This window comes from Demequina pilifera (genome assembly GCF_048814985.1).
In the GTDB taxonomy this organism is placed as follows: Bacteria; Actinomycetota; Actinomycetes; order Actinomycetales; family Demequinaceae; genus Demequina.
Genome location: NZ_JBMDTW010000002.1, coordinates 269,530 through 295,645, shown reverse-complemented (window position 1 = coordinate 295,645; position 26,116 = coordinate 269,530). Strand labels below are relative to the sequence as shown.

Below are 26,116 nucleotides of genomic sequence, written 5' to 3'. Positions count from 1 at the left end.
ACGCGCGGGCCTAGCGGCGGCGCCGCACGCGCCTCACGAGGTGCCCGAGCTCGTGCCAGCACCTCACGACGTCCGCGCGCCGAGGAATCAGGAAGTCCACCGCGGGCACGTGCATGACTCGTGACGCCGCGACGACGGCGACCGCGGTGAGCGCGCTGGTGCTGGCAATGCCGGCCCACGCCGCACCGATGGCCCCGAGCGCCGGCACCAAGAGCAGGAACGTGCCGACGTTCACGACGAGCGACGCGATCAGCGCGGCCGACCGGAGGCCGGGCCGGCCCCATGCGCCGAGCCCGCTCGACGCCATCAGGCCGGGGATCATGATGAGCGCGCTCACGAGCAGCATGATGGTCGGGACCGTCGCGTCGACGAACCCCTCCCCGAACAGCGGTCCCAGCCACAGCGGCAGCGACGCCGCGATCACGGCGCAACCGGCGGCGCCGATGATCAGCGTCAGGCGCGCGGTCGTCGTGACGCGCGTCGGATCCGTGGTCTTGCTGCTCACCCCGAAGAGCGTCCCCTGGATCGCCATCGCCACCAGGAGCGGAACGTCGGCGATCGTGGTCGCGACCGCGTACAGGCCCAGCTGCTCCGCGTCCGACAGGGGCAGCATCAGCAGCGCGGCCAACCGGCCGATCACCATGGTGGCGATGCCGCCCACCCACACCACGGCTCCGTAGCGGAACAGCGGAGCGACCACGCGCCCGTCCTCGACGTCCTGGTCCTGGTCGTGAGGAGGCCGCGTCAGCAGGCCCACGTACACCAGCCCCGACAGGATGGGCATGGCGATGCTCACGATCACCGCGGTCTCCACCGTCAGCCGGCCGGTCCCGAGCAGCGCCACGAGCGCCCCCACTCGCAGCACCGTCATCGCGACGCGTTCCCACGCGACGACTCCCCACATCTGCCGGCCGACCGCGGCGCCGCGCAGCAGGCCGACGACCAGGGCCGGGATGTTCCAGATCGTCGCGAGCAGGATCAGCCGCGCGAGCTGCGGGTCACCGGCGGAGAGGAAGGGCAGCGCCCACCACACGACGAGGACGCTCAGGGCGCCGAGGACCACGGTGGCCAGCGAGCTCCACAGCAGCGCACGGCGAGTGATGCTCGGCCGCTTGGCGAGGGAGTACGTGAGCGCCTCGGGCAGGCCCAGGGTCGCGACCCCGATGATGAGCGATGCGGGAGCGAGGGCGGCCGCGAACTCGCCGCGACCGTCGGTGCCGAGGCCCTGGGCGAGAACCGGGGCGGAGACGAGGCCGCCGATCGGGACGAGCAGGCTCGTCGCCGTCATCATGTACGTGGCCCGCCGGTAGCTCGGCCCAGCCTCAGAGACTGTCGTCACCACTGCCCGCCCTCCCCGCGCATCGGTATCTTCACCCTAGGCCTCCCATCGAAGACGGGGCCGGAATAGACTGCGTGCACGGTGGCCCGTGGTGCCGTTCGGTGCGTGCGGGCGCGGTCCGTTCACCATCGAGGGGGGCCCGATGCGTCGACTCAGCGTGGTCATGCCGAACTACAACTACGAGGCGTTCGTGGGGGCCGCCATCGACAGCGCCCTCGCGATCCGCTGGCCGGACGTCGAGGTGGTGGTGGTCGACGACGGCTCCACCGACGGCTCGCGCGCCATCATCGAGAGCTATGGCGACCGCATCACCGCGATCTTCCAGGACAACGCCGGACCGCGGGCGGCGTGCAACACCGGATTCGCGGCGACGACGGGCGACGTGGTGATCTTCCTGGACTCCGACGACGTCCTCGAGCCCTCGATCGCGGAGCACGTGGCCGATGCGTGGGGTCCGGGGATCAGCAAGGTCCAGTTTCCGATGACGCGCATCGATCGTCACGGCGCACCTGTTGGCGGTGTGTTCCCCACGTTCGATCCCGTGCCGACCCCCGAACAGATCCGCACCTGGATGCGCGCGACGGCCGCCTATCCGACACCCCCGGGCTCCGGCAACGCGTACTCGCGCGCCTTCCTCGAGCGCCTGTTTCCGCTGGACGGGCGGTGCGGAGAGGACACGGACGCGTCGACTCTCGCCGCCGCCCCCTTCCTTGGCGACGTGGTCACCCTTCCCACGCCGCTCGTGCGCTACCGACAGCACGGCGAGAACCGCAGCTTCCTGCTGTCGGACGAGGGGCGCTTCGCGGAGCAGATCGATCAGGCGTACCGGCGCCACCTGTTCGCACTCGAGGTCTCGGGATCGCCGCTGAACGACCTGCGGCCGCTGTTCCGGGGGCGACACCTCCTGCAGCTGCGCGTGGCTCATCATCGCCTCCGCCCGCACGAGCGGCCTATTCCCACGGACTCGGGTGCGCGGATGCTCCGCAACGCGCTCGCCGCCCCGTTCGCTCCCGGGCCCGAGGGAGTGGCGCATCGGCTGATGGTCTCGGGCTGGGCGCTCGCGACTCTGGCCTCGCCCCGGCCGGTCGCGCGACGACTCATCGCCGCCCGGTTCCGACAGGGCGGGACCGGGATCCTGCGCCGCGCGTCCTCTCCGGCCGCCGGCTGATGCGCCCCGCTCACGAGTACACCCGCACCCAGTCGACGTACAGGTCCGCCGTGCCGCCCGTGGGGTCGAGCATGATCGGCCAGCCTCCGTCGAGGGCGAGGTTGACCATGAAGTAGTACGGCAGCGCATCCCGCAGCAGTCCCTCCTCGGACTTGATGTGCTCGCCGTCCACGAAGAAGTCCGCGCCGCCTGGTCGGATTTTCACGCCGAAGGTGTGCCACTCGAGCGCCCAATCGCGTGCGCCGCTGCTCGCGGAGCAGTGCGGGCCCGCGGTCTCGCGCTCGACGACGGGCCAATTGTGGAGCGTGTGGCACGTGATGCGGGTGTCGTGGCCGTACAGCTCGACGGCGTCCACCTCTCCGGACGGGCCCTCCGGACGGATCGCGGACTCCGTGTCGAGCATCCAGAATGCCGGCCAGGTGCCACGACCGCCGGGGCCCAACATGCGTGCCTCGAAGTATCCGTACTGGGCGGAGAATCCGGCGCCGCCCACGCGGGTCGAGGACAGCATGCCGCTTGCGAAGGAGCGGTCCCAGCCCCACGGATCCATGCCATCGAGCGGCTCGGCGCGGATCCTCAGGTGCCCGTCGAGCGTGGCGAGGAGCTCGCGTCCGTTGGCCGGGTCCAGGAACACCGCGCCGCCGAACTCCGAGCCGCTCGCGCCCGCCGGCTTGGTCCCGGCGTAGCGAGCGCTGCGCCCGTTCCACGACACCGAGAGCGGATCGTCGAAGTCATCCTCGAACTGGAGGGTCATGCCCTCGGGAGCGTGGCCGCCGGATGGTGCATCGACTCCGGCCGTGTTGAACAGCTGCACGTAGAGCGGCACGTCGAATCCCGGGACGTCGAGCCGGATGGCGAACGGGCCCGCCAGCAGTCGTGTCGTGTCGAGATCGAAGCGGGCGAGGCCGTCGTCACCGATGACGAGCCTGTCGATCTCCTCGACACCCCCGCCGCCCTCGTCGTCCGCGACCCACGCGGAGGCCGTCACGATCTGACCCGAGGGGCCGCTGACGACGACCGCCCCCCGCGGTCCCACCTGAGTGCCGGTGGCCGGGCACACCAGTGCGAGGGCGGAATCCTGCGGAGAGCCGACGGGGCTGCTCGTGTCCCCACACGCGTCTGGCTGCGGCGGCGTGGCCGCGACGCCCCCGTCCGACGGCCACACGGGGGGCGTCGAGCCGGGGCCGTACACACGAAACTCCGAGACTGCCGTGGCCACCGAGTCCAACTCGAGCCGCACCCACGACACCGTGCGTGGCGTGAACGCCACGGTCGTCACCGGCTGCAGACCCGGACCGATGCCGGCGATGGGCACCACGCTGCCGTCACTGAACACGAGGGTCGCGGGGGATGGCAGGCCGTACACCGCCCCCGCCACCTGAGCGCTCGACACCGCGACCGGGCGCTCCCAGGTGTGTCCGAGCCATGCCGGCGACTCGTGCGGCCGCCACGTGGCGCCGGCATCGCCAGCCGCGATATCCCCGTCGGTGACGTCGGAGTGTGGTCCGCTGCCCGCAGACCCGGTCACGTCAGCAGCGTCCGGCGCAGCGACGTCCGCCCCGGAGCCGTCGACGAGGAACGCCGCCAGCGCAACCGCATCCGCGCTGTCGGGCACCTCGACGAACGTGAGCGTCGCGTGGGCTGTCGTGCGCTCGGGCACGTCGACCAGGACGTTGCCTGCGCCATCCGGCGTGAGGAACACGCTGCTGCCGTCGTCGAACGTGACGATGGCGGAGGAGAAGCCGCTCTCGGCGCCGTCGACTCGGATGCGGTTGACCGGGGTCGGGGAGTCCCAGGTGAGCCTCACCCAGGCGCCCGCGGCCTCACCATCGGAGCGCCAGGCGGCCTCCGCCTGCGCTGCGGCACTCGCGTCTTCGTGGGCGGCGGGAGCGGCGGCCGGATCCACGTCGCGGGCGCCCGCGGGCGTGGGCGGCGGCGTCGCGTGGGCGGCGTCGACGAGGTCGGCGGCGCTCGTACCGGCGTCCGTCGACGATGCGGTCGCGCTGACATCGGGCACCGGCGCCGGCGCGGGCTCGGCCCGGGTGAGGACGAAGGCGGCGCCGCTGAGTGCGGCGACCACCGCCACTGTGGTCGCTGCCACCGCGATTCGCCGTCTCATGATCCTGCTGCCCGCCCTGTTCACAGCTCGACGATCCGCTCAGGGGTGATGCGCCCGCGCACGGCATCGCGGAACGCGAGCGCGTTTCCCCGCACCCGTTCACGTCGCCAGGGCGCTTGGGCGCCACCGGCGGCGAGCGCCAGGTTCCTCGCGACGGGTCGGAAGATCTCCCACGCCGACAGCCACACCGGGAAGCTTCCGGCGCGGGCAAGGTAGACCGGGTTCATGAACTGGGAGTATCCGAGCCGGACGTGGTTGGTGCGCCCACCGGACGTGGCGCCCCGGTGGACGATCACGCAGTCGTCCGCTCGGACGAGCGTGCCGTGCCGCTGCAGGCGGCGCGCGAAGTCGTGGTCCTCGAGCCAGGAGTACAGCGGGAGCCGGTCGTCGAAGCGCAGCTCTTGAGCGAGCGATCGACTCACGGCGAAGTTGCAGCCGTAGAGCGTGCGACGTGGCGAGGTGGCGCCCGTGAGCGGCGCCTCCCACGACGCGGCGAGCGCAGCGTTCGCATCTTGCACCGACACCTCTCCGGCCGAATGTGCGGCTCCATCCAGCAGCACGCGCCCGGTGAGCCCGACGACGGCGGGTGCGTTCTCGAAGACGTCGAGAGCGCGCGCAACATAGTCCGCGCGCACCACGGCGTCGTCGTCGAAGAACAGCACCACGTCGATGTCCCGCTCCACGGCGTCGAGCCCCGCGTTGCGTTGAGCGGCGAGACCGCGAGTGCCGATCACCGCGGTCCACCCGGAGGTATCGCCGGGAAGGCTGGCGGCGTCGGGGACCGACAGGATGCGCTGCGCCGGCTGATGCGTCTGGGCGTCGACGTCCCTCATCGCGGCCGCCAGCAGGGCCGGCCGGCCGGCCGATGCGAGCACGACGGCCGCGCTCAGCGCGCTCACCGTGCGGCTCCCGAGAGCTCGCACGCCTGCGCGACCACGGCCGCGGAGGCGTCCCAGTCGAAGCGCGATCCGTCGATGCCTATCGCGGGGACCTCGCCGTCGACAGCCGCACGCAGTCCACGAGAGATCGACTCGACGGACGTGGGGTCGACGTACTCGGCACCGTCACCGCAGATCCACCGAAAGACCGGGATGTCCGAGATCACCAGCGCTCGCGCTCCCGCCGCGGCGGCCTCCACGAGCGGCAGGCCGAAGCCTTCCGCGAGCGACGGGAACACCACCGCCCTGGACTCCCGATAGAGGCTGGCCAGCTCGTCGTCCGAGACGTACCCGGCGCTCGTCATCCCGCCGGGTGGGTCGAAGTCGGAGGAGCGGTAGATCGCCGCGCCCGCGCCCACCACGACCAGGGGCATCACTGCCCTCTCCGGGGCTGGCAGCCGCTCGTATGCCGCGGCGAGCCTCGCAAGGTTCTTGCGCGGGTCGAGGCTTCCGACCGTGAGCAGGTACCGACCCGGCGAGATGCCGAGCCTGCCGAGGACCGCGTCGCCCGTGCGGCCGCGCTCGCGGAACACCCTGCTGGGGGCGTTGGGGGCGACGACGACGTCGACGCCGAACCGGTCCCTGACCTGCTGCGCCGCGGGCTCGCTGACGGCGATGACGGTCGTGGCCGCACGGATCTGAGCCCGAAGTGCCGGAGCGTGGGTGGCGACGTAGCGGCGCGAGTACCACTCCGGGTGCGTGAGGACGAACAGGTCGTGGACCGCCAGCACCTGCTTGACGCCGAGCGGTGCGCGCGAGGTCAGTGACACGAGCGTCGAGTGGCGCGCGAGGCGCGGCAGCCGCGTCAGGGTCCACGCCCACTCCCGTCCGGCAGAGCCCGCCCATCGGCCCTCCGGCCTGGCCTCCGCCACGCCCGGGCCCGCGACCAGCCGGTCGGCGATCTCCGTCGCATACCGCTGCTGGCCGGTCACGCGCTGTGCGCGGAACGCGCCGTTGACCATCACCGGTGTCACCGTCCCACCCACTGCCTGATGTCGGCATCGAACCGCGCGCGAGAGAAGCGCAGCGCGTGGGCGCGCGCCGCCGAACGCTCGACGGCCATGGCGGCGGACACCGCCTGGGCGATCTCGGCATCGCTCGCGAAGGTCGTGAGTGCTCCGGAGACGCCTGGCACGACGCTCTCGGCGGCGCCCCCGATGCGCTGGGCCACCACCGGCGTCCCCGCCGCCATCGCCTCGACGGGCATGATGCCGAAGTCCTCGATCGCGGGAAACACGAACAGGCGCGCGCGGGCATAGAGGGCGCGCAGCAGGGCATCGGATGGGGCGATCACGAACCTCACGTCGACGGCGGCCGCCAGCGCCCTGCGTCGCAGCCTGTCGTATTCCGGGCCCTTGCCCGCGAGCACCACAGGCAGGCCGGCGACCTCGCCCGTCCTGATCACGAGGTCGAGCCGCTTGTAGGGGATGAATCGCGAGGCGCCGAGCACGAACGACTCCGGCAGCGAGTCCAGAACCACACGCTCCTGCGTGTCGAGAGTCTCCGCCCAGTCCCGGGACTGGATGACCTCGACTTCGACGGGCGGATGAATCACCCGAGCATCGACGCCCCAGGACTGCGCGATCCGCTTGCGCACGAACTCGCTGTTCGCGGCGAAGCGTGCGCCATCGTGGGCGCGCCGACGGTCGATGCGCTTGAACGGTGCGGATGCCACGCGCGCCGGGAGACCGGCACCTCTCGCGTCGAGTTCGGGGCTCCAGATGTATCGCGCGGGGGTGTGGACGTAGACGAATCGCTCGAGCTCGGGCTCCGCCGAGTACGCGTGGTGGGCGAACAGGTGCGAACTGATCAGTGCCCACTCGTGCTCCGCGGGCCTCAGTCGTCTCCACGTCGCAGGCATGAGCGGGAGGGCGGCCGCCTTGCTGCGACGCAGTGGAGTGCGTGCGAGCCAGGTCTCGTGGAGCCGGTGCGGGGGGAACCGGTCGCGCGAGTCGTTCCACAGGCACACGATGTCGGCGTCAGGGTAGATCGTGCTCATCGCCTCGAGGACGTTCTCGCTCCCGCCCGACTGGGCGATCCACTCGTGCACGAGGACGCCGTTCATCGCGGCACCTCGCCCATGCATGCGGCACGGGTGCTGTGAGCGTACATGACAGTCCCCCCATTTCCCCCACCCCATCCCCCGGGGTCGCGTTCGGGCCAAGCGCGGCCGTCTCGCGTAGATCGACGCTACCCGAGCATGGTGTCCTTTGTGTTGCGACGAGGACGCTTTTTGGCGACGCCGCCTGCGCGCTTGCGCGGCCGTGCGGCGCCGACGCCGATCGCTATCGCGAGGCCGGCGCACAGGCCGAGGGCGATGCCGATCACGAGCACTCCCTGAGTGTTCGGCGAGAAGGGCGCGGCGGGGGCCGCGGCGGGGCGGATCACCTCGATGATGACGGGCAGCTTTCCCGCCTCGCCGTCGTCGCCGAGCATCTCGGGGACGATCTCGCTGGCGCTGGAGGCGATGCCGTTCGCGACCGACGCGGCGCGATCCGGATCCGTCGACTGAACGACGATGTCGATCGATGACGTCTGCGGCGGGACCTCTGCGGTGGTCATGTCGGCGAGCTCGGAGACCGACAGCGAGTCGGTGCTCACGGACTCGAGGACCGCGGGGGAGTCGATGATCGTGGCCACGGTGTTGGCGAGCTGTGCGCTCATGTTGACGCCCTGCTCCGCCTCGGTGATCGACTGGGGGCCATTCGCCAGCACGACCACGGCGGCACTCGCTTGATACACGGCGGGAGTGGACCAGAGGTACGCGACCGCGAGGCCGGCACCCAGCGCCACGCAGAGCACGATCCACGTCCACCCGGCCACCGCGAAACGGGTCAGATCCCTCAGATCCATCGTCACCTCCCGACGATTCAGGCCCCGCGAACCCCGACCGGATGCCTGGTGTGCACGCTACCGTACCGATCATGGCCTTCCTCATGGTCACGACCGCGATCGTCGTCGTCTACGGGATCATCAGCGGCCGCTACGAGCGGGCGTTGGCCATCGGCGCGATCACTCCCGCCGGAGCGGCGATCGTCGCGGGCGGCGAGTCCTTGCCCACCTTCTACGCCGTCGCTCTCGTGGGTGCGGCTCTGCTTGCCCTACAGTGGATCGCGCGCTCGGGTCGTCCCGGCAGCCCCCGCCTCGGCGAGATCCCCGGTGTGAGCCTGCTGCTCGCGCTGTTCGGCTGGTCGGCGTTGGTCGTGCTGCTCGCACCTCTCGCCTTTCCGGGGATGCAGACGGTGACGGAGGGGCGCTGGAATCTCGTTCCCGGCGTGCTCAACTCATCCAACATCGCCCAACTGCTGTACCTCGGGCTCGGCGTGGTGATCATCGTGATTCTTGCGCGCTCGCGGACGACGGCGCCGTCGCTGCTGGCGATCCCCCTGGCGGCAGGGGTGATCCTGTCGCTCTGGCGGTACCTGTCGATCTCCGCGGGAGTGCCGTTCCCCGAAGGAGCCTTCGCCAACTCGCCGTCGTTCCACTACATCGAGCAGGCGGCGGGCGGAGTTCCACGGTTCCGGGGAATCCACTCCGAGCCCGCCGGCCTCGCCGGGACGTCGATCGCTGCGGCCGCATTCGGCATGTCGATGGCGGCGCACACTCGCGGGGGCCGTCGCATCGCCGCCATCGCGCTCGCGGCCGGAGGGATCTTCCTGGGAATCGTCTCCACGTCGACCACCTTCCTGGTGGCAGGCGCCGTGCTGCTGGCGCTCGCCGGCGTCGTCATGGTCTGGCGCCTGGTGCGTTTGGATCTGCGGGTCTCGAGTGCGGGCGCAGTGTCGGCGCTGGCGGTCGCCGCCATCGCCATCGTGGCCCTGCCCTCGCTGGCCACGCTCTTCACAGCAGAGGTCGACGAGAAACTCGAGTCGGATTCCTTCGATCACCGGTCGACGGCCGATGCCCGGTCCTTCGATCTCTTCACCCGGACCTGGGGGATGGGAATCGGCCTGGGCTCGGTGCGGGCGTCCTCCCTCGTCTTCACCTTGCTGGGCGCCGTCGGCGTGGTGGGTGTGATCCTGCTGGTGGCGGCCGTGCTCGCGATCGTGCTTCCGTCCCTGCGTCTGCGCGCGCATGCACCGGTGGTGTGGGCGCTCGTCGCGGCGTTGACCGGAAAGGTCATCGCGAGCCCCGATCTTGCGGACTCGTCCGGAATCCTGTGGCTGAGCCTGGGGATCCTCGCGCACGGAATCGTGACGGCGCGTGGGGCGCCCTTGGCCGCTGCCGCGGGGCGCCGGCGCTCAGTCCGGGGGCTGGCCCGGTCGGCGCGCGCGGCGTTGGCTCGTGCTCGCGGTGATGAGCCGCGCGGTTCACGTCGCCGCCGCACGAGCGTCGCCGACATTTAACTTGCGCGAAACTCGCGACGTAGTAGCGTCTGAACCATATTCCCGGTTTGTGACATAGGTCACAGAGGGGCGCGTTGCGGCTTTTAGTCATCGAGGCCGCCATGTGGGGGGACATGATGCGAGAAGAGAGTGCGTCCGGGGGGGCGGAGATCACGGCGGTCCAGCCGGGTGAGCCCGGCGCCGCCCAAGCCCGCGCCGGTCGCCCCCTGCGCGTGGTCCACGCTCTCAAGCATGGCAAGCGCGGCAACGGCAGCGTGCACGTGGCGGTGGATCTCGCGTGCTCTCAGTCCGATGCCGGTCATCAGGTGTGGTTCGCGGCGGCGCCCGGGTCCTATGACGACCTCATGCGCGAGCACGGCGTGCACGTGGTGGTGCAGCCCGAGCTGACCTCGGCAAGGTCGTTCGCGCGCGGCGCGAGTGGCCTGCTGGCGCTCGTGCGGTCGATCGATGCGGACGTGATCCACGCCCACATGATGTCCTCCGCCGCCACCGCGTGGGCCGTCAGCCGCGTGACGGGGGCCACGACGGTCACCACGCTGCACAACTCCTTCGACCGGCACTGGTGGCTGATGAGGGCTGGCAAGGTGATGGTCGCGGTGAGCGAGGCAGAGCGCGCTCTTCTGCGGGACAGGGGCGTTCCCCCTCGCAAGGTGCGGGTGGTGCTCAATGGCGCCATCGGCTCCGCGCGCGAAGAACTGCCGCCTGACGATGTGGGACCGCTGCAGCGCCCCGGCATCATCGCCGTCTCGGGCCTCCACGGGCGCAAGGGCGTCGACGACCTGATCCGCGCCTTTGCCCTCGTCAGCGACGACTTCCCACAGTGGCACCTCAACGTCGTGGGCTGGGGACCGGATCGCGAGGCGCTCGAGGCGCAGGTGGCGGACGCGGGCCTCGCGGGCTCGGTCCACTTCCTGGGCCCATCTCTGACGCCCTGGGTGCAGCTCGAACAGTCCGAGATCTTCGCCAGCGCTGCGCTGGACGAGCCGTTCGGCCTCAACGTTGCGGAAGCGCGCGCCGCCGGGTGCGCCATCGTGGCCACGTCGGTGGGCGGGGTGCCCGAGATCCTCGAGCACGGCCGCGCCGGCCAGCTGGTTCCACCGCACGATGCCGCCGCGATGGCCGCGGCACTGCGCAATCTCATGTCAGACCCTGCGGAGCTTGCGCGGGCGCGGCACCGGTCCGCGTCCGGCACCGAGTGGCTCGCGGCATCGCGCATGGCCGCCGACTACGAAGCGGTGTACCGCGAGGTGATTCCGTCACGGCGTGCGCGCTCTCTCGCCGCGCCGCCCAGGACCGTCCACCGGGGGGCCGCTCGGCGCACGCGCCGCGCGGCGCAACGAGTGAAGGAGGCGGATAGCACTCTCTGATCGTTCGTCGCTCGCCTCGCCACCAGGGCGAAGGCGGCAAGTGTCACATCACAGCTGGGGGGGGATAGCCACGTGACCACGACAGAACCCATCCGTCCATTCGACGCGGGGATCGAGCGCAGGAGTGCGGCCCGCGTCGCGGTTGCTCGACCTGGACTCGAGGAGCGCCGTCGCGGCACGGACTCCGATCCCGGAGTCGGGCCCGGCCTGGGGCGCACCACAGCCGGGGTGCCGCATTGGAGCCGCCGATACAAGCGCATCCTTCAGATGACCGACTCGGCCGTGGTCACCGCCAGCGTGATCGGCGCCATCGTGGCATCGACGGCCCCGGTGGATTTGCGCACAGTGGCGGTGAGCCTGGCACTGATCGTGGTGTGGCTCATGGGACTCACGATGGAGGACACTCGCAGCGACCGCGTCACGGGCGCGGGCGCGACCGAGTTCAGGCGGATGTGGCAGGCGACGGTCACGGTCGTCGCCGTGCTCGCAGTGGTGGCGGTGTTCCTGCCGCACCCGTCGATCAAGGCGCTGATCGCGGTCGCCATGCCCGTCGGCTTCGCGGGCCTGTTCCTGGAGCGCGCGCTGTGGCGCCAGTGGCTGAAGGCGCAGCGCCGCAAAGGGGGATGGAGCACCCACGTGCTTCTCGTGGGCTCGGAGGCGTCGGTCCGTCAGATCCATGGAGAGCTCGAGAGAGCTCCCGGGGCCGGCTACCGCGTGGTCGGCGCGTGCATTCCGACCGGCAGGTCCCACTCCCTGGTGGCGGACGTCCGCTCGGCGATGGTCTCGTGCGGCGCCGACACGGTCATCGTGACCGGGACGGACGATCTGTCGCCGGAGCGGGTCAAGGAGATCAGCTGGAGCCTCGAACCGCGGCGCGAGCATCTCATGCTGGCCCCGAACATCACGGACGTGGCCGGTCCCCGCATCCGCACCCGTCCCGCGGCGGGGCTGCCCCTGATCCACGTCGAGACTCCACGTCTCAGCCGCAACGCACGGCTCATCAAGCGGGTGTTCGACATCATCGCGTCGGCCGTGCTGATCGTCCTGTTCTCGCCGGTGCTGGTGGCCGTCGCCGTCGTCGTGCGCTCGACGAGCCCGGGGCCCGTGCTGTACCGGCAGGAGCGGATCGGCTTCTTCGGCTCGACGTTCCAGATGCTGAAGTTCCGGTCGATGCGGGTCGGCGCCGACGCGGAGCTCGCCGAACTCCTCGTCAAGCAGGGGACGCACGCCCAGCCGCTGTTCAAGGTCAAGGACGATCCGCGGATCACGCCCGTGGGCCGCGTGCTCCGCAAGTACTCGCTGGACGAGCTCCCGCAGCTGTTCAACGTGCTCGGTGGCTCGATGAGCCTCGTCGGCCCGCGTCCGCAGATCGCCGCCGAGGTGGCGCTCTACACGAACTCGGCACGCAGGCGGCTGTTGGCCCGACCCGGGATGACCGGCCTGTGGCAGGTGAGCGGCCGCAGCTCCCTCGACTGGGACCAATCCGTGCGCCTGGACCTGTACTACGTGGAGAACTGGTCGTTGATGTCCGACGTCATCATCCTGCTGCGGACGATCAAGGCGGTGGTCGCTCCCGGCGACAGCGCCGGTTGACGGGCGTGTGGCGGCTCAACGGACAGGGCCCTCTCACGCGGCGACGCCGCCGTCCTGCCCTCAGGAGGGCATGCGGATCATGCCCTCCTGAGAGGCGGACGCGACGAGCCGCCCGTCCTCGGAGAACACCCACGTGCCGCCCAGGCCACGACCGCCCTGCGCCGTCGGCGCGTCCTGGACGTACAGCAGCCACTCGTCCGCCCGTGCGGGCCGGTGCCACCACATCGCGTGGTCCAGGCTGGCGAAGTTGAGTCCAGGCGTCATCCACGAGGCGCCGTGGCGGCGCAGCAGCGGCTCGAGCATCACCTGGTCGCACTGGAACGCCAGCAGGGCGCGGTGCAGCAGGTCAGTGCCCTCCACGGGCCGCCGCAGCCGGATCCACGTGGTCTGGTACTGCTTGGGACGCTTGTCGGGCTGGAGCAGCAGCGAGCCTTCGACGTGGCGCAGGTCGAACGGTGTGCGCCGCAGCCAGTAGTCGGCACGGGCGTCTCCCTCGAAGGGCGCGAGGATGTCGATCGACGAGGCCACCGCATCGGGCCCTGGCACCTCGGGCATGGTCACCGAGTGTTCGGGGCCCTCCTGCGGCAGCTGGAACGATGCGATCATCGACAGGATCGGCTTGCCGTCCTGAAAGGCGTGCGTGCGGCGCGCGGAGAACGAACGGCCGTCCCGCAGGTTCTCGACCTCGAACGTGATGGGCCGGGACGCGTCGCCCGGGCGCAGGAAGTAGCCGTGCATCGAGTGCATGGCCCGCTCGTCGGCCACCGTGTGTCCGGCGGCGAGCAGCGCCTGAGCCAGGACCTGACCCCCATATGCCCGGCCACCTGGCATGGGCAGGGAGTCTCCCTCGAACTCGTTGTCTCTCAGCCGGCGCAGGTCGAGCACCGCCATCCCCGATGCGACGGCCTCGTCGGCCCAGACGTCCTCGGCGTGCTCCATGCGTGGCTCCTCGGGTTCGGTATCGGATCTGCGTGCGGGTCGGGCTCAGTCCTCAGGAGTGGGCTCGAACGTGTTGACCATCGAGTGCGCCGCGCGCTCGAGATAGTCCATCAGCGTGACCGCGTGGAGCGGCGCGAGGTCGGCGGATGCGACGGCGTCCCGCATGAGCGCGATCCAGTGGTCGCGGGCCTCGGGGTTCACGTGGAAGGGCTGGTGCCGCATGCGCAGCCGCGGGTGCCCGCGCTGCTCCGAGTACGTGGTGGGCCCGCCCCAGTACTGCTCGAGGAACATCGTGAGTCGCTGGGTGGCGCCTTCCATGTCCTCCTCCGGGTACATCGGGCCGAGCACGGGGTCCTCGGCGACCCCCGCGTAGAAGCGGCGGACGATCCGCTCGAAGGTGGCGTGGCCGCCGACGGCGTCGTAGAAGCTCTGGCCCTCGGCCTGAGGGGCGCCGGAGCCGACGTTCATCCCTGGCGTGGTCATGTCAGTCCTCGTCGTTCGCGGGCGGAAGGGGACGGCCCACGTCGTCCGTGGGCGCCGTCTCCGATGCGGGCCGCGCCGAATCGTGCAGCTCCACCTTGTCGCGCTTGGCCTTGGTGTCGAAGACCATCGCCTCGCCCGGCACGGCGAGCGAGATGTCGCGCTCGGCGAAGAGCCGGCGCATCTCGCGGCGCACCTCGCGCTGCACGTCCCACTGGGTCGCGGGGTTCACCTGGCACATGAGCCGCAGCATGACGGCGTTGTACTCGAGGGACTCGATGCCCGCGACCTCGGGCTCGCCGAGCACTGCGGCGGCGACCTCCTCGCGCGCCTCCTTGGCCGCCTCGACGGCGTCGATCATGGCCTGGCGCGCCGCTTCGATGTCGGTGTCGTACGCGAACCGCACCTCGACCATCACCCGGCTCCACATGCGCGTCATGTTGCCCACCCGGCGGATCTCCCCGTTGGGGACGTACCAGACGGTGCCGTCGAGGGCGCGCAGCCGGGTCGACCGCAGGCCCACCTCCTCGACCGCGCCGATCGCCTCTCCCAGGTCGACGACGTCGCCCACGCCGTACTGGTCCTCCATGAGCATGAAGGTGCCGGACAGGACGTCCTTGACCAGCGACTGCGCGCCGAAGCCCAGGGCGACACCAAGGATTCCGGCGGAGGCGATCATTGGCCCCACCGGCACTCCCAGGACGGCGAGCCCCGTCATCACGATGATCACGATGAGGACCACGGCCAGCGCCGACTTCAGCACCTTGCGCAGAGTGCCGGCGCGCTGGCGGCGGCGTTCCGCCTCGAGGCGCTCCTCGACGGTGTTGGGGTCGGGAAGCCTGATGCGCGCCTTGGACAGCGCGCGGCGGGCGCGTGCGTCGGACAGCGGCGCGCCGCGCTCCATCGCCCGGGTGAAGGCGTTGATCGCGGCACGTCCCGCAAACCACAGGACGAGCACGACGATCAGCATCACGCCGAAGCCGAGGAGGTTGGTCGAAACGTTGTCGACCCAGTCCCCGACCTCCTCGCTCGAGGGAAGCTCGGCGATGGGAGAGGTGGGAGAGGGAGACGGAGAGGGGGAGGTCGTGAGGTGCAGCACGCCTCCCAGGGTAACCATCGCGCGGCCCCCAGGTGAGCGCATCGGCCCGGCCGTGCCTTCATGCTCGCCCGGCGACCTGGCAGGATGGGCCACGTGACTGACGCCGACCGCCCGCTGCCCACGCCAGCCCTCGCCGCGCTCGCGCGTGCGTGCGGGATCTCGGTCGACTACACGGCGTGGAACGGGGCGCGCGTGCCGTGCTCCGCGCCGGCCATCCGCGCCGCGCTCGCGTCGATGGGGGTGGACGCCCGCGACGACGGCGCGTGCGAGCGCTCGCTCGCGGACCTCGAGGACCTGCCGTGGCGGCGCATGGTGCCGCCCATCACGGTCCTCACCGAGGGCGAAGCGGTCGAGGTCCCCATCCACGTGCCGCACGGCGAGCCCGTGGCCGCGAGCCTGGTGCTCGAGAGCGGTGAGACGCGCGACGTGTCGCAGCTCGACGTCTACGTGGCCCCGCGGCGCATTGACAACCAGGACGTGGGACGCGCGACCATGTGCATCCCCGCGGACCTGCCGCTCGGCTGGCACCGGCTGAACGCCGCCACCACGGGGCGTCGTGGTCGCGGCTGGGTGGTCGTCACTCCCGAGCGCATCTCCGTGCCGGACCAGGTGCGGCGGGACCGCCCGTGGGGTCTCGCGGCGCAGCTGTACTCGGTGCGCTCGGAGCGGTCCTGGGGAATCGGCGACTTCGCCGACCTGGGCGACCTGTGCGCGCTCGCGGCGATCCGCGAGGGCGCGGACTTCATGCTCATCAACCCGCTCCACGCCGGCGAGCCGGTGCCGCCCATGGAGCCCTCGCCGTACCTGCCGACCTCGAGGCGGTTCCTCAACCCCCTCTACATCCGGATCGAGGACATCCCTGAGGTCGCGTACGTGCCGTCGCAGCAGCGCGCGGTCATCGAGTGGGAGTCCGAGCGGCCTCGCCGTGCCAACGCCGAGGTCGACATGCTGGACCGGGACGCGTCGTGGCGTGCCAAGGCCCCGGCGCTCGAGCAGGTCTTCGAAGCTCCGCGCTCGGCAGCGCGCCAAGCGCGCTTCGAGGCGTTCTGCCTGCGCGAGGGCGCGGCCCTCGAGGAGTTCGCGACCTGGTGCGCGATCTCCGAGGCCCACAAGGGGCTGCCATGGCCCGCCGAGTTCTCGAATCCGCGCTCGTCCCACGTCGAGGCGTGGCGCGAGGAGAACAGCGAGCGGGTGCTGTTCTATGCGTGGCTGCAGTGGGTCGCCGACGAGCAGCTGGCGCGCGCGCAGGCGGATGCCGTCGGAGCCGGGATGTCCATTGGCATCATGACCGACCTCGCCGTGGGCGTGCACCCGCACGGCGCGGACTCCTGGTCGCTGGGTCGCGTGCTCGCGACCGGCATGAACGTGGGCGCCCCGCCGGACATGTACAACCAGCACGGCCAGAACTGGTCGCAGCCGCCGTGGCAGCCGCGCGCCCTCGAGGCCGCCGCCTACCTGCCGTTCCGCGACGTGGTCCGGGCGGCGGTGCGCCACGCGGGTGCGCTGCGCGTGGACCACATCCTGGGGCTGTTCCGCCAGTGGTGGATCCCCGACGGCCACGGCCCCGACGACGGGGTGTACGTCAACTTCGACCACGAGGCGCTGATCGGCATCCTCGCCCTCGAGGCGCACCGCGCGGGCACCATCGTCATCGGCGAGGACCTGGGCACTCTCGAGCCGTGGGTGTCCGACTACCTCAACCACCACGGCCTGCTCGGCACGGTCGTGGCGCTGTTCGAGAAGCAGGACGACGGCTCTCCCACGGCCCCCGAGAACTATCGCGCCGATGCGCTCGTGTCCGTCACCGTCCACGACCTGCCGCCCACGGCCGCGTTCCTCGCGGGCGAGCATATCGAGGTGCGGCGCAGGCTCGGCCTGCTGGCGGGCGACGCGGACCAGGAGAAGGCTGAGTCCGACGGTCAGCGGGACGCGCTGGTGCGCTACCTGCGCGAGCGCGACTGGATGATCGAGGACTGGAACGAGGACGATCTCGTGGCGGGCGTGCACCGCATGGCGATGCACTCGCCGGCGCTGCTCACCGCCGTGTCGCTGGCCGACGCGGTGGGGGAGCGACGCTCCCAGAACCACCCCGGCACGCACACGGAGTACCCCAACTGGCAGGTGCCGCTGGCGGACTCCAACGGCGAGTCAGTGCTGCTGGACGACCTGTTCGAGCACCCGCGACTGCGGCGACTGCTCGAGGCCGTGCGGAGTGCGCGCGGCTAGTGCTCGGCGCCCGCCGTCACCGCCTCCTAGAGAGCGGTGGCGGCCTGAGCGTGGAGGGCGCGTCGCACCTCGTCTGCGCCCTCGGTGACGACCTTGCGCAGGACTGAGGGAGCGTCCGGGTGGTCGGCGAGCCACGCGTCCAGCGTGGCGTCGAGCCCGTCGACGCGACCCGCGGCCCAGGCGGGGAACACGTAGGTCGCGACGCGCTTGCCTACGAAGCCCTCGTTCGCGGCGTAGTACTCGGTGAGCTCCGCGAGGATCGTGGGGACGAGCGGGACCATCAGGTCCGGATCGGCCGCGCGCGCCAGGCCCTGAGCGATCTCGTACTGCACGGCATTGGGCACCGGCGTGTCCGGCCGCACCAGCGATTCCCACGCCTCGCGCTTGGCCTCCGGCGTGGCGGCGGCGGCTCGCACGCCGGCGGCGCGGCGGCGGCCGATCGCGCCCGGGTCCGACTCGAGCGCGGCGGCGACGCGATCCTCGGCGTCCTCGCCGCAGGCCGCCATCCCCGCGAGCAGATCCCACCTGAGGTCGGTGTCGATCTCGAGACCCTCGAGCGACTCGTCGCCCTCGGCCAGGGCCGCGAGGTGCGCGGCGTGCTCGGGCGTCGACGCGAGCCGCGCAAAGCCCTTGAGGGCCTGGAGCTGGAGGTCCGAGCCAGCCGGCGCATCGGCGAGGATGGCCCACAGGCGCGTGGCCGCATCGGCCGTCTGCGAAGCCGCCGCCGCAGGCGGCACGTAGCGGGACAGCGCCGTGACGGTGGTGCGCAGGTGCGACTGGAGCGTCTCGGAGTTCGTGACGCCGGGCAGGGCGGTCAGGACGGCGTCGACGTACGTGGCGGCCGGCAGCTGCGCGTCCCGCACCATGTGCCACAGCGCGTCGAGCACGAGCCCGAGCGCCATGGGATCGCGCAGGTCGGCGATGTGCTCGGTCACGGCGGCCAGCGAGACGTCGTCGAGGACGATCTTGGCGTACGTGAGGTCGCGGTCGTTGACCAGCAGCAGGTCCGGGCGGGGCTCTCCGGCGGCGGGCAGCACCTCGGTGAGCGACCCGTCGACGGTGACCTCGGCGGACCAGGCCTCGGTGAACGCGCCGGCTTCACCATCGTGCATGTAGCCGGCCACGCGCACCTGGTGCGGACGGTACATCGAGTACTCCTCGGGCACGTCCTGAGCGACCCACAGGGCGGTGATCACGCCGTCTCGCTCCTCGATCACCGGGCGCAGCGTGGACGGGCCGGGCGTCTCGAGCCACGCGCCAGCCCACGCGTCGAGGTCGTGACCGGTGATCTCCTCGAGCTCGTCGAGGAAGTCCGCGAGCGTCGCGTTGCCGTGCGAATAGCGCGTGAGATACGCGTGAACTCCCGCGAAGAACCGGTCCTCGCCCACGAATGCGACCAGCTGCTTGAGGGCCGAGGCGCCCTTGGCGTACGTGATCATGTCGAAGGCGGAGACGGTGGCCTCCGTGTCCGGCACCTGCGCGACGATGGGGTGAGTGGTCGGGAGCTGGTCCTGGACGTAGGCGATCGACTTGCGCTCGGCGGTGAACGTGACCCACGAGTCGGTCCAGGGCGTGACCTTGGACGTCGCCCACGCGCCCATGAATTCCGCGAAGGACTCGTTGAGCCACAGGTCGTCCCACCAGCGCATCGTCACGAGGTTGCCGAACCACTGGTGGCTGAGCTCGTGGAGAGTCACGTTGGTGCGGAACTCCCGCATGGCGTCCGAGGCGCGCGAGCGGAACACCAGGCGGTCCTCCGAGAACGTCACGCAGCCGGCGTTCTCCATCGCGCCCAGGTTGTACTCGGGCACGAAGATCTGGTCGTACTTCTCGTACGGGTACGGGATCCCGAACACTTCCTCGAACAGGGTGAGTCCCGCCTGCACCGTCGCGATCATCTCCTCGGCGTCGAGATGGTCGGCGAGACCCGCGCGCCCGTAGACACGTGCGGGCACGTCACCCTTGGAGGACCTCAGGGTCCCGCCGGCCGATGCGTACGTCCCGGCGACCACGGCCGCCACGTAGCAGGGGAGAGGGACGGTCGGGGCGAAGACCCAGCGGTTCGCGTCCGCACCCTCCACGCCCTCGGGCTCGGGGGTGGGGGAGTTGGAGATGACGGTCCAGGCGCTCGGCGCGGTGACGGTGAAGGCGAAGGTGCCCTTGATGTCCGGCTGGTCGAAGCACGCGAACGCACGCCGCGCATCGTCCGCCGCGAACTGGCTGTACAGGTAGGTGCTGCCGTCCTCGGGATCCACGAACCGGTGGATGCCCTGACCGTCGGTGCGATAGTCGCAGTCGGCCTCGACGGTGACGGTGGTGGGCCCGTCGAGGTCCGTGAGGGCGATCCGCCCGTCCCCGTAGGCCTCGGAGACGCTCGCGGGCCGGCCGTTCACCTCGATGCGGTGGACGCGTCCCACGAGGTCGAGGAAGGTCGTGGTGCCCGGCGCGGCCTCGAAGGACACCGTCGTGACCGAGCGGAAGGTGTCGCCCGGCGGCGTGAAGTCCAGGTGCACCTCGTATGCGGCGGCGCCGATTCTGCGGGCGCGGGTGACTGCTTCTTCGCGAGTGAGCATGTCCTCAGTTTTTCACGCTTGGACGTGGCGCGTGCTCACGTGCGACGGGCAGGCGGCGGAGTGCCCGCCCACCTGCCCGTCGCACGCGGTGGTGCTACTTGTCCTTCGCCTGGTTCTCGAGCGCGCGCCGCACGCCGTCGCGACCCTCGATGACCAGCCGCTTGAGGGCGTCGTGGGCATCCGCGTTCTCGGCGAGCCAGGCATCGGCCTTGTCCTGGAGATCGTCCACGCGGCCGGCGAGCAGGACCGGGTACAGGCCCTCGATCAGCCCGGTCGCCATCTCGTTGGTCTTGTCGTTGTAGATGCGCCGGATCGACGCGAAGTACTCGTCGACATAGGGCTCGAGCAGCGACGTGTCGTTGACGTGCATGAACCCGGCGGTCGCGGAGAACTGCAGCGCGTTCGGCATGTCCTTGTCCGCGTTGACCAGCGAGTCCCAGGCACGGCGCTTGTCCTCCGGCGTCGCCATGGCGGCCCGGGCGTGCGCCGCACGGCGCTGCCCCGATGCGGTCGCGTCCCTGGCCAGCTGCAGCTCGATCGCGTACTCATTGGCACGGCCGCCCACAGCGAGGCCGATCAGCAGGTCCCATGCCAGGTCGGAGTCGATGTCCAGACCGCCCAAGCTCAACTTGCCGTCCAACAGGCCCTGGAGGTTGTCGAGTTGGATGTCGGTGCAGGCGAGCGATGCGAATGCGCGCACGAACTGGAGCTGGTGGTCCGAGCCCGGCTCGGACTCGATCGCGAGCAGCCACAGCGCCTCCGCGGTCTCGCTGCAGGTCTCCTCCGCGTGGTCGGGGTGGACGTAGAGGGACAGCGCGGTGGCGAGCTGGCGCAGCAGCACCATCACCGTCGTCGACTGGGACTCGTGCGCGATGTTGCTGAGGACCAGGTCCACGAACTGGCGGGCGGGCATCTCGCCGTCGCGGGTCATGTCCCACGCGGCGGTGAGCACCATTGAGCGGGCGAGCGGGTCGGAGAATCCGCTCACGTGCTCCACGGCAGTGGCGAGCGACTGCTCGTCCAGACGGACCTTCGCGTAGGCCAGGTCCTCGTCGTTGACGAGGATCAGTGCGGGGCGGTGGTTGCCCACGAGCTCCGGGATGTCGGTGCGCGGCCCACTGATGTCGGTCTCGACGAACATGGTGCGCTCGAGCCGCGTCTCACCGGAATCCGAGACCACGACGTCGTACCCGCCGATGCCGATGCGGTGCGGCCGGTAGGTGGGCCACTCCTTGGGGACCTCCTGGATGACGGCGAAGGCCGCGATGTCGTCGTGAGTGTCGACCTCGATCTGGGGCCGCAGGGTGGTGATGCCCGCCTTCTGGAGCCACGCCTCCGACCACGCGGACAGGTCCCGGCCCGAGGTGGCCTCGAGCTCGACCAGCAGGTCGCTGAGCGTGGTGTTGGAGTGGTGGTGCTTGCGGAAGTACTCGGCGACGCCGGCGAAGAACTCGTCCTGGCCCACCCACGCCGCGAGCTGCTTGAGCACCGAGGCGCCCTTCGCGTACGTGATGCCGTCGAAGTTCACCTCGACGTCCTCGAGGTCGGCGATGTCGGCCATGATCGGGTGGGTCGAGGGCAGCTGGTCCTGGCGCGCGGCCCACGTCTTCTCGAGAGAGTTGAACGTGACCCAGTTGTCCTTCCACTTGGTGGTCTCGACCGTCGCGACCGTGGAGACGTACTCCGCGAAGGACTCGTTGAGCCACAGGTCGTTCCACCACTTCATGGTGACCAGGTCGCCGAACCACATGTGCGCGAGCTCGTGCAGCACGGTGACGGTGCGGCGCTCGATGCGGGCCTCAGCGGCCTTGGAGCGGAACACGTAGTCCTCGAGGAACGTCACGCAGCCCGCGTTCTCCATGGCGCCCGCGTTGAACTCGGGCACGAAGATCTGGTCGTACTTCTCGAACGGGTAGTCCATCTGGAACTTGTCCTCGTAGAACGTGAAGCCCGCCTGGGCGTCGCCCCGGATCACGTCCGCATCGAGGAACTCCGCGAGGGCCTCCCGGCAGTACACATCAGCCCCGATGGTGCCCTTGCGGGACTCGATCGTGCCCGCGACCCGGTGGTAGGGGCCGGCGACGATGGCGGTCACGTAGCAGGGCAGGCGCGTGGTCTCGGAGAATTCCCAGCGGGCCTTTCCTCGGGTCTGGCCGGCGATCGCGACCTCGCCGTCCACCGATTCCTTCTCCCCGGGGTTGTTGCTCAGCACGTGCCAGTGCTCGGGGGCGATCACCGAGAACGTGAAGGCGGCCTTCAGGTCGGGCTGCTCGAACACGGCGTAGACGCGGCGCGTGTCGGCGACCTCGAACTGGCTGTAGAGGTAGACCTCGCCGTCCTCGGGGTCGATGAAACGGTGCAGGCCCTCGCCCGTGTTCATGTAGGCGCAGTCGGCCACCACGGTCAGCTCGTTGTCGGCCTGCAGGTCCGGCAGCGCGATGCGGCTGTCCGCGAAGTGCTCCGCGGGGTCGAGCTCCACGCCGTTGAGCGTGATGCGGTGCACCGTCGGTGCGATGAGGTCGATGAACGTCGCTTCCCCGGGGGTGGCGGAGAAGCGCACGGTGGACGTCGAGCGGAAGGTGTCCTCGGATGTGGTGAGGTCCAGCTCGACGGCGTAGGTCTCGGTGGAGATGATGGCGGCGCGGGCCTCGGCCTCTGCGCGCGTGAGGTTCGTACCAGGCATGCGCCGATTCTGTCATGACTGGCTGACATGCGACGGCCCACACGGAGCGCCGCTGACGGGCGCCGTCGGGTCAGTCGGGACCGGCCTCGTGCAAGGAGCGCCCCAACAGGTTGCCGGCACGCTCTCCCGTGACCGCGGGCATGAAGAGGTATCCCTGGCCCGTGGCGCAGCCGAGCTCGCGGAGCAGAGCGAGCTGCGCCTCGGTCTCGACGCCTTCCGCGACCACCGCGAGCCCGAGCGCCCCGCCCATCTTGACGAGCGAGGAGATCAGCTCGGAGCTGTTGTCCGCGCTCGACAGAGACTGGATGAATGTCTGGTCGATCTTGAAGGCCTCGACCGGAAACCGGTGGAGCGTCTCGAGCGAGGAGTATCCCGTGCCGAAGTCATCGATGTGGAGCGCGAGCCCGGCGTCGTGAAGCTTGTGCATGATGCGCAGCGCGATCTCGGGACGGCGCATCAGCACGCTTTCGGTGATGTCGAGAGTGAGGAGGCTCGGCGAGAGGCCGTAGCGCTCGAGGGTCGAGAGCACTCGGCTGAGGAGATTCTGACTCCAGAACTCCTTGTCGGAGATATTCACGCTCACGTTCGCGGCTCGCGGCGCCCATTCGGCGAGCTGACGGCAGACCTCGTCAAGCACCCAGTGACCGAGCTCGATGATGAGCGACGTCTCCTCGATGTCGGCAAGGAACTCGGAGGGTTCGATCAGTCCGCGGGTGGGGTGATTCCAGCGCACCAGCGCCTCGAAGCGATCCGTCCGGCCGGTGTCCAGGTTGACGATCGGCTGATAGTGCACCTCGAACTGGCCCTCACGCAGCCCCAGCAGCACCTCCTCGGCGAGGCGCGCCCGGCGCACCGCGCTCGCATGCATCAGAGAGTCGAAATAGGCCACCGACCCCGGCTCCGCCGACTTCGCGTTGTACATCGCGGCGTCGGCATCGCGCAGCACCTCGTCCGCCGAGTCGTACTCGACCTCGCTCGACGCGATCCCGATGCTCGCCCGCGTGACGATCTCGTGTCCGCCGACGAGGCGCACCTTGTCCAGCGCGGACTGCAGCCGGCGCGCTGCGTCGATGGCCCCGCCGGTACTCGTGTCCGCGAGCAGCACGACGAACTCGTCCCCGCCGAATCGGGCCGCAGTGTCGACGTCCCGGCACGTGGCTGAGATCTCGGACGCGACCTGGGTCAGCACGCGGTCGCCCATCTGGTGCCCCAGCGAGTCGTTGATGAGCTTGAAGCCGTCCAGATCCAGGAAGAGCACGGCGAACGGGGTTGCGGAACGCCGGTGCAGAGCGATGGCCTGATTGAGCTGCTCGATGAGCAGCTGGCGGTTCGGCAGGCCCGTGAGCGAGTCGAACAGCGCGCTCCTGCGGACCTCCTCCTGCCGTCGCTGAGACTCGAGGGCCGCGCACAGCAGCGCCGCCCAGTGCTGGAAGGTGTCGCGCACGGCGGTCGGGTCGACCTCGACCACGACGGCGAGCAGTCCCCAGTCCTGCTCCTCGGTGCACACCGGCACCACGAGGCACACCTCGCGGTCCGCGGCCGAGGCGCGGGACACCAGCGCCTCCGGGGGGAAGCTCTGGGCCGCCAGCTCGGTGCCGACCAGGTCCAGGGGCGCGCCGGATCGGTCGTATTCGCCGACGATCATCAGCTCGCCAGGGGTGGGGGCGTCCGCCCACAGGCCCAGCAGCCCGGCCTTGACGTGGGTGCCCCGGAGCCAGCCGAGGTCGCGTGGGTCCGACACTTCCGTCTCGAGCAGGCCGGCGTCGACGACGTACTGCTCGGTGATCGCGGCATCGGTCCGCTCCGCCTGGAGCTGAGAGGCCCGTGCATGCGCCTTCCACAGCGCGGACGCGATTCTGACCGAGGCCGGAGACGCCACGTCGCCTGGCGCGGTGGACCACAGCCCCGCGCGCCGGGCCGCTGTCGTCATGGCGTCCATGAACCGCCGCAACGTGTCAGGACGGGACACGACCTGGCGCAGCGACGCGGTGAACTCGGTGATCTGCGCGGCCGTCACGTCGTCGCCGAGCTCCAGCAGTCGAGCCGTGTCGCGCACGCACGCGTCGATCGCCTCCCGAGCGGGCGCATCGGCCCGCTCGACGCCGGTCAGCAGCTCGTGTTCGAGCGCAGCACGGACGCCGGCGTCCAGGGTCGCGGTGAGTGCCGCGGGAGACTGGCCCGCACCACCATCGTGAGAGTGGACGTCCGCTTCGCAGCCGCACGACTCGCGCACCATGAGCACCGCCGAGCCCGGCGTGACGGTCTCGTTCGGCCCGCTGTCGCCGCTCACGTGCGTGAGGAGCAGGCGGCCCGCGAGGGCGCCCACGCGATCGAACCGCGGGTCGATGCTCGTCAGCGAGGGAGTGGAGAACGTGCCGGCCGCAGTGTTGTCGAAGGCCACGAACGCGAGGTCGCGCGGGAGGGTCAGCCCCGCGTCGGTCAGCGCGCCCATGAGACCGATCGCGTTGCGATCAGTCCCGACCACGAGGGCCGTGGGCCGGACCGGGGATGCGAGCACGGCGTCGGCGGCGACGGCGCCGCCTGCCTCGCCGTTCTCTGGAGTCACGAACGTCAGGTCCGGGTCGGCCGGGAGGCCGTGCGCCGACATCGCGTCGCGATATGCGTCGAACCGGTCGCGGATGTCCCGCTGCGCGAGGTTGCCCGCGAAGCCGATCCGGGTGTGCCCGTGCGCGACCAGATGATCGACCGCGGTGACGATGCCCTGCCGGTTGTCCGGCCGCGCCACCGGTGCCTCGAAGCCGCCCATCTGGGTGCTCGACAGCAGCACGACCGACTTGCCGGCCTCGCGAGCGCGCGTGAGGTAGTCCTCGCCGGCGGCGGTCGTGACCGAGACGATCCCGTCGATGTCCGACCACGCGACGGGAGTGGAGAACTCGCCCGCCTCGCCGGCCTCGTCGCGAGGAGAGTGCTTCTGCCTGGTCTCCACCACGATGAGCCGTCCGTCGGCGCCGACGATCTCCCTGGCCAGGCCCGGGAGCACGCTGCCGAAGAAGTCCCCGCCGAGGCTGGGGGTGAGGACCAGAGCCGTGAGCGGGCGCGTCATGCTCCCCCGCCCTTGGCGCGTGACAGTCTCAGCATGTCGCCCCTTCATTGTGGCGTGGTGACGCATCGTGCATGCTATCCGCGGCACCTCTCGCGAGGCGTGGATAACGATTTAGTGAAACGCCCAGACTAGTCCACGCGCACCGCCTGAGTCCGCACATCGCCTCGTGCATCGGTCCGTAG

The 26,116-nt window shown here is 70.6% G+C and carries 17 protein-coding genes; 5 read left to right on the top strand and 12 right to left on the bottom strand.

Annotation, left to right across the window (positions count from 1 at the left end; translation table 11 throughout):
- Nucleotides 1–10: 10 nt before the first annotated feature.
- Nucleotides 11–1,339, bottom strand: a complete 1,329-nt coding sequence (locus ACNI14_RS04085) for a lipopolysaccharide biosynthesis protein (protein ID WP_420518696.1) — start codon at nucleotides 1,337–1,339, stop codon at nucleotides 11–13.
- Between the two features lie 142 nt (nucleotides 1,340–1,481).
- Here ACNI14_RS04085 and ACNI14_RS04080 point away from each other — a divergent pair, with 142 nt between their 5' ends.
- Complete coding sequence (locus ACNI14_RS04080) at nucleotides 1,482–2,507, top strand: glycosyltransferase family 2 protein (RefSeq protein ID WP_420518695.1); 1,026 nt, start codon at nucleotides 1,482–1,484, stop codon at nucleotides 2,505–2,507.
- A gap of 10 nt (nucleotides 2,508–2,517) precedes the next feature.
- Here the strand turns inward: ACNI14_RS04080 and ACNI14_RS04075 are convergent, their stop codons facing one another.
- The 5 genes from ACNI14_RS04075 to ACNI14_RS04055 all read right to left on the bottom strand — a co-directional run bounded on the left by ACNI14_RS04075 (nucleotide 2,518) and on the right by ACNI14_RS04055 (nucleotide 8,417).
- Nucleotides 2,518–4,626, bottom strand: a complete 2,109-nt coding sequence (locus tag ACNI14_RS04075; protein WP_420518693.1) for a DUF7402 domain-containing protein — start codon at nucleotides 4,624–4,626, stop codon at nucleotides 2,518–2,520.
- A gap of 20 nt (nucleotides 4,627–4,646) precedes the next feature.
- On the bottom strand, nucleotides 4,647–5,525 hold the full coding sequence (locus tag ACNI14_RS04070) for a glycosyltransferase family 2 protein (protein ID WP_420518692.1): 879 nt from the start codon (nucleotides 5,523–5,525) through the stop codon (nucleotides 4,647–4,649).
- The gene (locus ACNI14_RS04065; RefSeq protein WP_420518690.1) at nucleotides 5,522–6,538 is read right to left on the bottom strand and encodes a glycosyltransferase family 4 protein; all 1,017 of its coding nucleotides are present in this window, start codon (nucleotides 6,536–6,538) and stop codon (nucleotides 5,522–5,524) included. The genes ACNI14_RS04070 and ACNI14_RS04065 overlap by 4 nt, the downstream gene beginning before the upstream one ends.
- Nucleotides 6,535–7,629 carry a glycosyltransferase gene (locus ACNI14_RS04060; RefSeq protein WP_420518689.1) on the bottom strand — a complete coding sequence of 365 codons (1,095 nt, stop codon included), beginning with the start codon at nucleotides 7,627–7,629 and terminating at the stop codon, nucleotides 6,535–6,537. The genes ACNI14_RS04065 and ACNI14_RS04060 overlap by 4 nt, the downstream gene beginning before the upstream one ends.
- Before the next feature lie 125 nt (nucleotides 7,630–7,754).
- Nucleotides 7,755–8,417 (bottom strand): YveK family protein, encoded by a 663-nt coding sequence (locus tag ACNI14_RS04055; protein WP_420518688.1) that lies wholly within the window; start codon nucleotides 8,415–8,417, stop codon nucleotides 7,755–7,757.
- 71 nt (nucleotides 8,418–8,488) lie between these two features.
- On the opposite strand from ACNI14_RS04055, the gene ACNI14_RS04050 reads away from it, so the two are divergent.
- The 3 genes from ACNI14_RS04050 (at nucleotide 8,489) to ACNI14_RS04040 (ending at nucleotide 12,870) form a co-directional block, all read left to right on the top strand.
- Nucleotides 8,489–9,910 (top strand): hypothetical protein, encoded by a 1,422-nt coding sequence (locus tag ACNI14_RS04050; RefSeq protein ID WP_420518687.1) that lies wholly within the window; start codon nucleotides 8,489–8,491, stop codon nucleotides 9,908–9,910.
- 113 nt (nucleotides 9,911–10,023) lie between these two features.
- Nucleotides 10,024–11,277, top strand: a complete 1,254-nt coding sequence (locus ACNI14_RS04045) for a glycosyltransferase family 4 protein (protein WP_420518686.1) — start codon at nucleotides 10,024–10,026, stop codon at nucleotides 11,275–11,277.
- Nucleotides 11,278–11,349: 72 nt separating this feature from the next.
- Complete coding sequence (locus tag ACNI14_RS04040) at nucleotides 11,350–12,870, top strand: sugar transferase (RefSeq protein ID WP_420518685.1); 1,521 nt, start codon at nucleotides 11,350–11,352, stop codon at nucleotides 12,868–12,870.
- Between the two features lie 60 nt (nucleotides 12,871–12,930).
- Here ACNI14_RS04040 and ACNI14_RS04035 read toward each other — a convergent pair whose 3' ends face one another.
- From ACNI14_RS04035 to ACNI14_RS04025, 3 genes are read right to left on the bottom strand one after another with little or no spacing between them, the layout of a single operon-like run.
- Nucleotides 12,931–13,809 (bottom strand): acyl-CoA thioesterase, encoded by an 879-nt coding sequence (locus tag ACNI14_RS04035; RefSeq protein ID WP_420518684.1) that lies wholly within the window; start codon nucleotides 13,807–13,809, stop codon nucleotides 12,931–12,933.
- A 45-nt stretch (nucleotides 13,810–13,854) separates the two neighbouring features.
- Nucleotides 13,855–14,292 (bottom strand): globin, encoded by a 438-nt coding sequence (locus ACNI14_RS04030; protein ID WP_420518683.1) that lies wholly within the window; start codon nucleotides 14,290–14,292, stop codon nucleotides 13,855–13,857.
- Between the two features lies 1 nt (nucleotide 14,293).
- On the bottom strand, nucleotides 14,294–15,388 hold the full coding sequence (locus ACNI14_RS04025; protein WP_420518682.1) for a mechanosensitive ion channel family protein: 1,095 nt from the start codon (nucleotides 15,386–15,388) through the stop codon (nucleotides 14,294–14,296).
- A gap of 84 nt (nucleotides 15,389–15,472) precedes the next feature.
- Between ACNI14_RS04025 and malQ the strand changes: the two genes are divergently transcribed.
- Entirely contained in the window at nucleotides 15,473–17,614 is a 2,142-nt protein-coding gene (gene malQ, locus ACNI14_RS04020; RefSeq protein ID WP_420518681.1) for a 4-alpha-glucanotransferase, read from the top strand.
- Between the two features lie 26 nt (nucleotides 17,615–17,640).
- Here malQ and pepN (ACNI14_RS04015) read toward each other — a convergent pair whose 3' ends face one another.
- From pepN (ACNI14_RS04015) to ACNI14_RS04005, 3 genes are all read right to left on the bottom strand, one after another.
- On the bottom strand, nucleotides 17,641–20,187 hold the full coding sequence (pepN, locus tag ACNI14_RS04015; RefSeq protein ID WP_420518680.1) for an aminopeptidase N: 2,547 nt from the start codon (nucleotides 20,185–20,187) through the stop codon (nucleotides 17,641–17,643).
- A gap of 94 nt (nucleotides 20,188–20,281) precedes the next feature.
- Nucleotides 20,282–22,870, bottom strand: a complete 2,589-nt coding sequence (gene pepN, locus ACNI14_RS04010; RefSeq protein WP_420518679.1) for an aminopeptidase N — start codon at nucleotides 22,868–22,870, stop codon at nucleotides 20,282–20,284.
- A gap of 70 nt (nucleotides 22,871–22,940) precedes the next feature.
- Nucleotides 22,941–25,934, bottom strand: coding sequence for an EAL domain-containing protein (locus ACNI14_RS04005; protein WP_420518678.1), 2,994 nt, complete (start codon nucleotides 25,932–25,934; stop codon nucleotides 22,941–22,943).
- Nucleotides 25,935–26,116: the final 182 nt, after the last annotated feature.

Coding starts and splice junctions, on each gene's coding strand:
- pepN (WP_420518680.1), bottom strand. CDS start 20,187: ATGCTCACTCGCGAAGAAGCAGTCACCCGCGCCCGCAGAATCGGCGCC.
- malQ (WP_420518681.1), top strand. CDS start 15,473: ATGGGCCACGTGACTGACGCCGACCGCCCGCTGCCCACGCCAGCCCTC.
- ACNI14_RS04035 (WP_420518684.1), bottom strand. CDS start 13,809: ATGGAGCACGCCGAGGACGTCTGGGCCGACGAGGCCGTCGCATCGGGG.
- ACNI14_RS04075 (WP_420518693.1), bottom strand. CDS start 4,626: ATGAGACGGCGAATCGCGGTGGCAGCGACCACAGTGGCGGTGGTCGCC.
- ACNI14_RS04030 (WP_420518683.1), bottom strand. CDS start 14,292: ATGACCACGCCAGGGATGAACGTCGGCTCCGGCGCCCCTCAGGCCGAG.
- pepN (WP_420518679.1), bottom strand. CDS start 22,870: ATGCCTGGTACGAACCTCACGCGCGCAGAGGCCGAGGCCCGCGCCGCC.
- ACNI14_RS04045 (WP_420518686.1), top strand. CDS start 10,024: ATGATGCGAGAAGAGAGTGCGTCCGGGGGGGCGGAGATCACGGCGGTC.
- ACNI14_RS04050 (WP_420518687.1), top strand. CDS start 8,489: ATGGCCTTCCTCATGGTCACGACCGCGATCGTCGTCGTCTACGGGATC.
- ACNI14_RS04055 (WP_420518688.1), bottom strand. CDS start 8,417: ATGGATCTGAGGGATCTGACCCGTTTCGCGGTGGCCGGGTGGACGTGG.
- ACNI14_RS04005 (WP_420518678.1), bottom strand. CDS start 25,934: ATGACGCGCCCGCTCACGGCTCTGGTCCTCACCCCCAGCCTCGGCGGG.
- ACNI14_RS04080 (WP_420518695.1), top strand. CDS start 1,482: ATGCGTCGACTCAGCGTGGTCATGCCGAACTACAACTACGAGGCGTTC.
- ACNI14_RS04060 (WP_420518689.1), bottom strand. CDS start 7,629: ATGAACGGCGTCCTCGTGCACGAGTGGATCGCCCAGTCGGGCGGGAGC.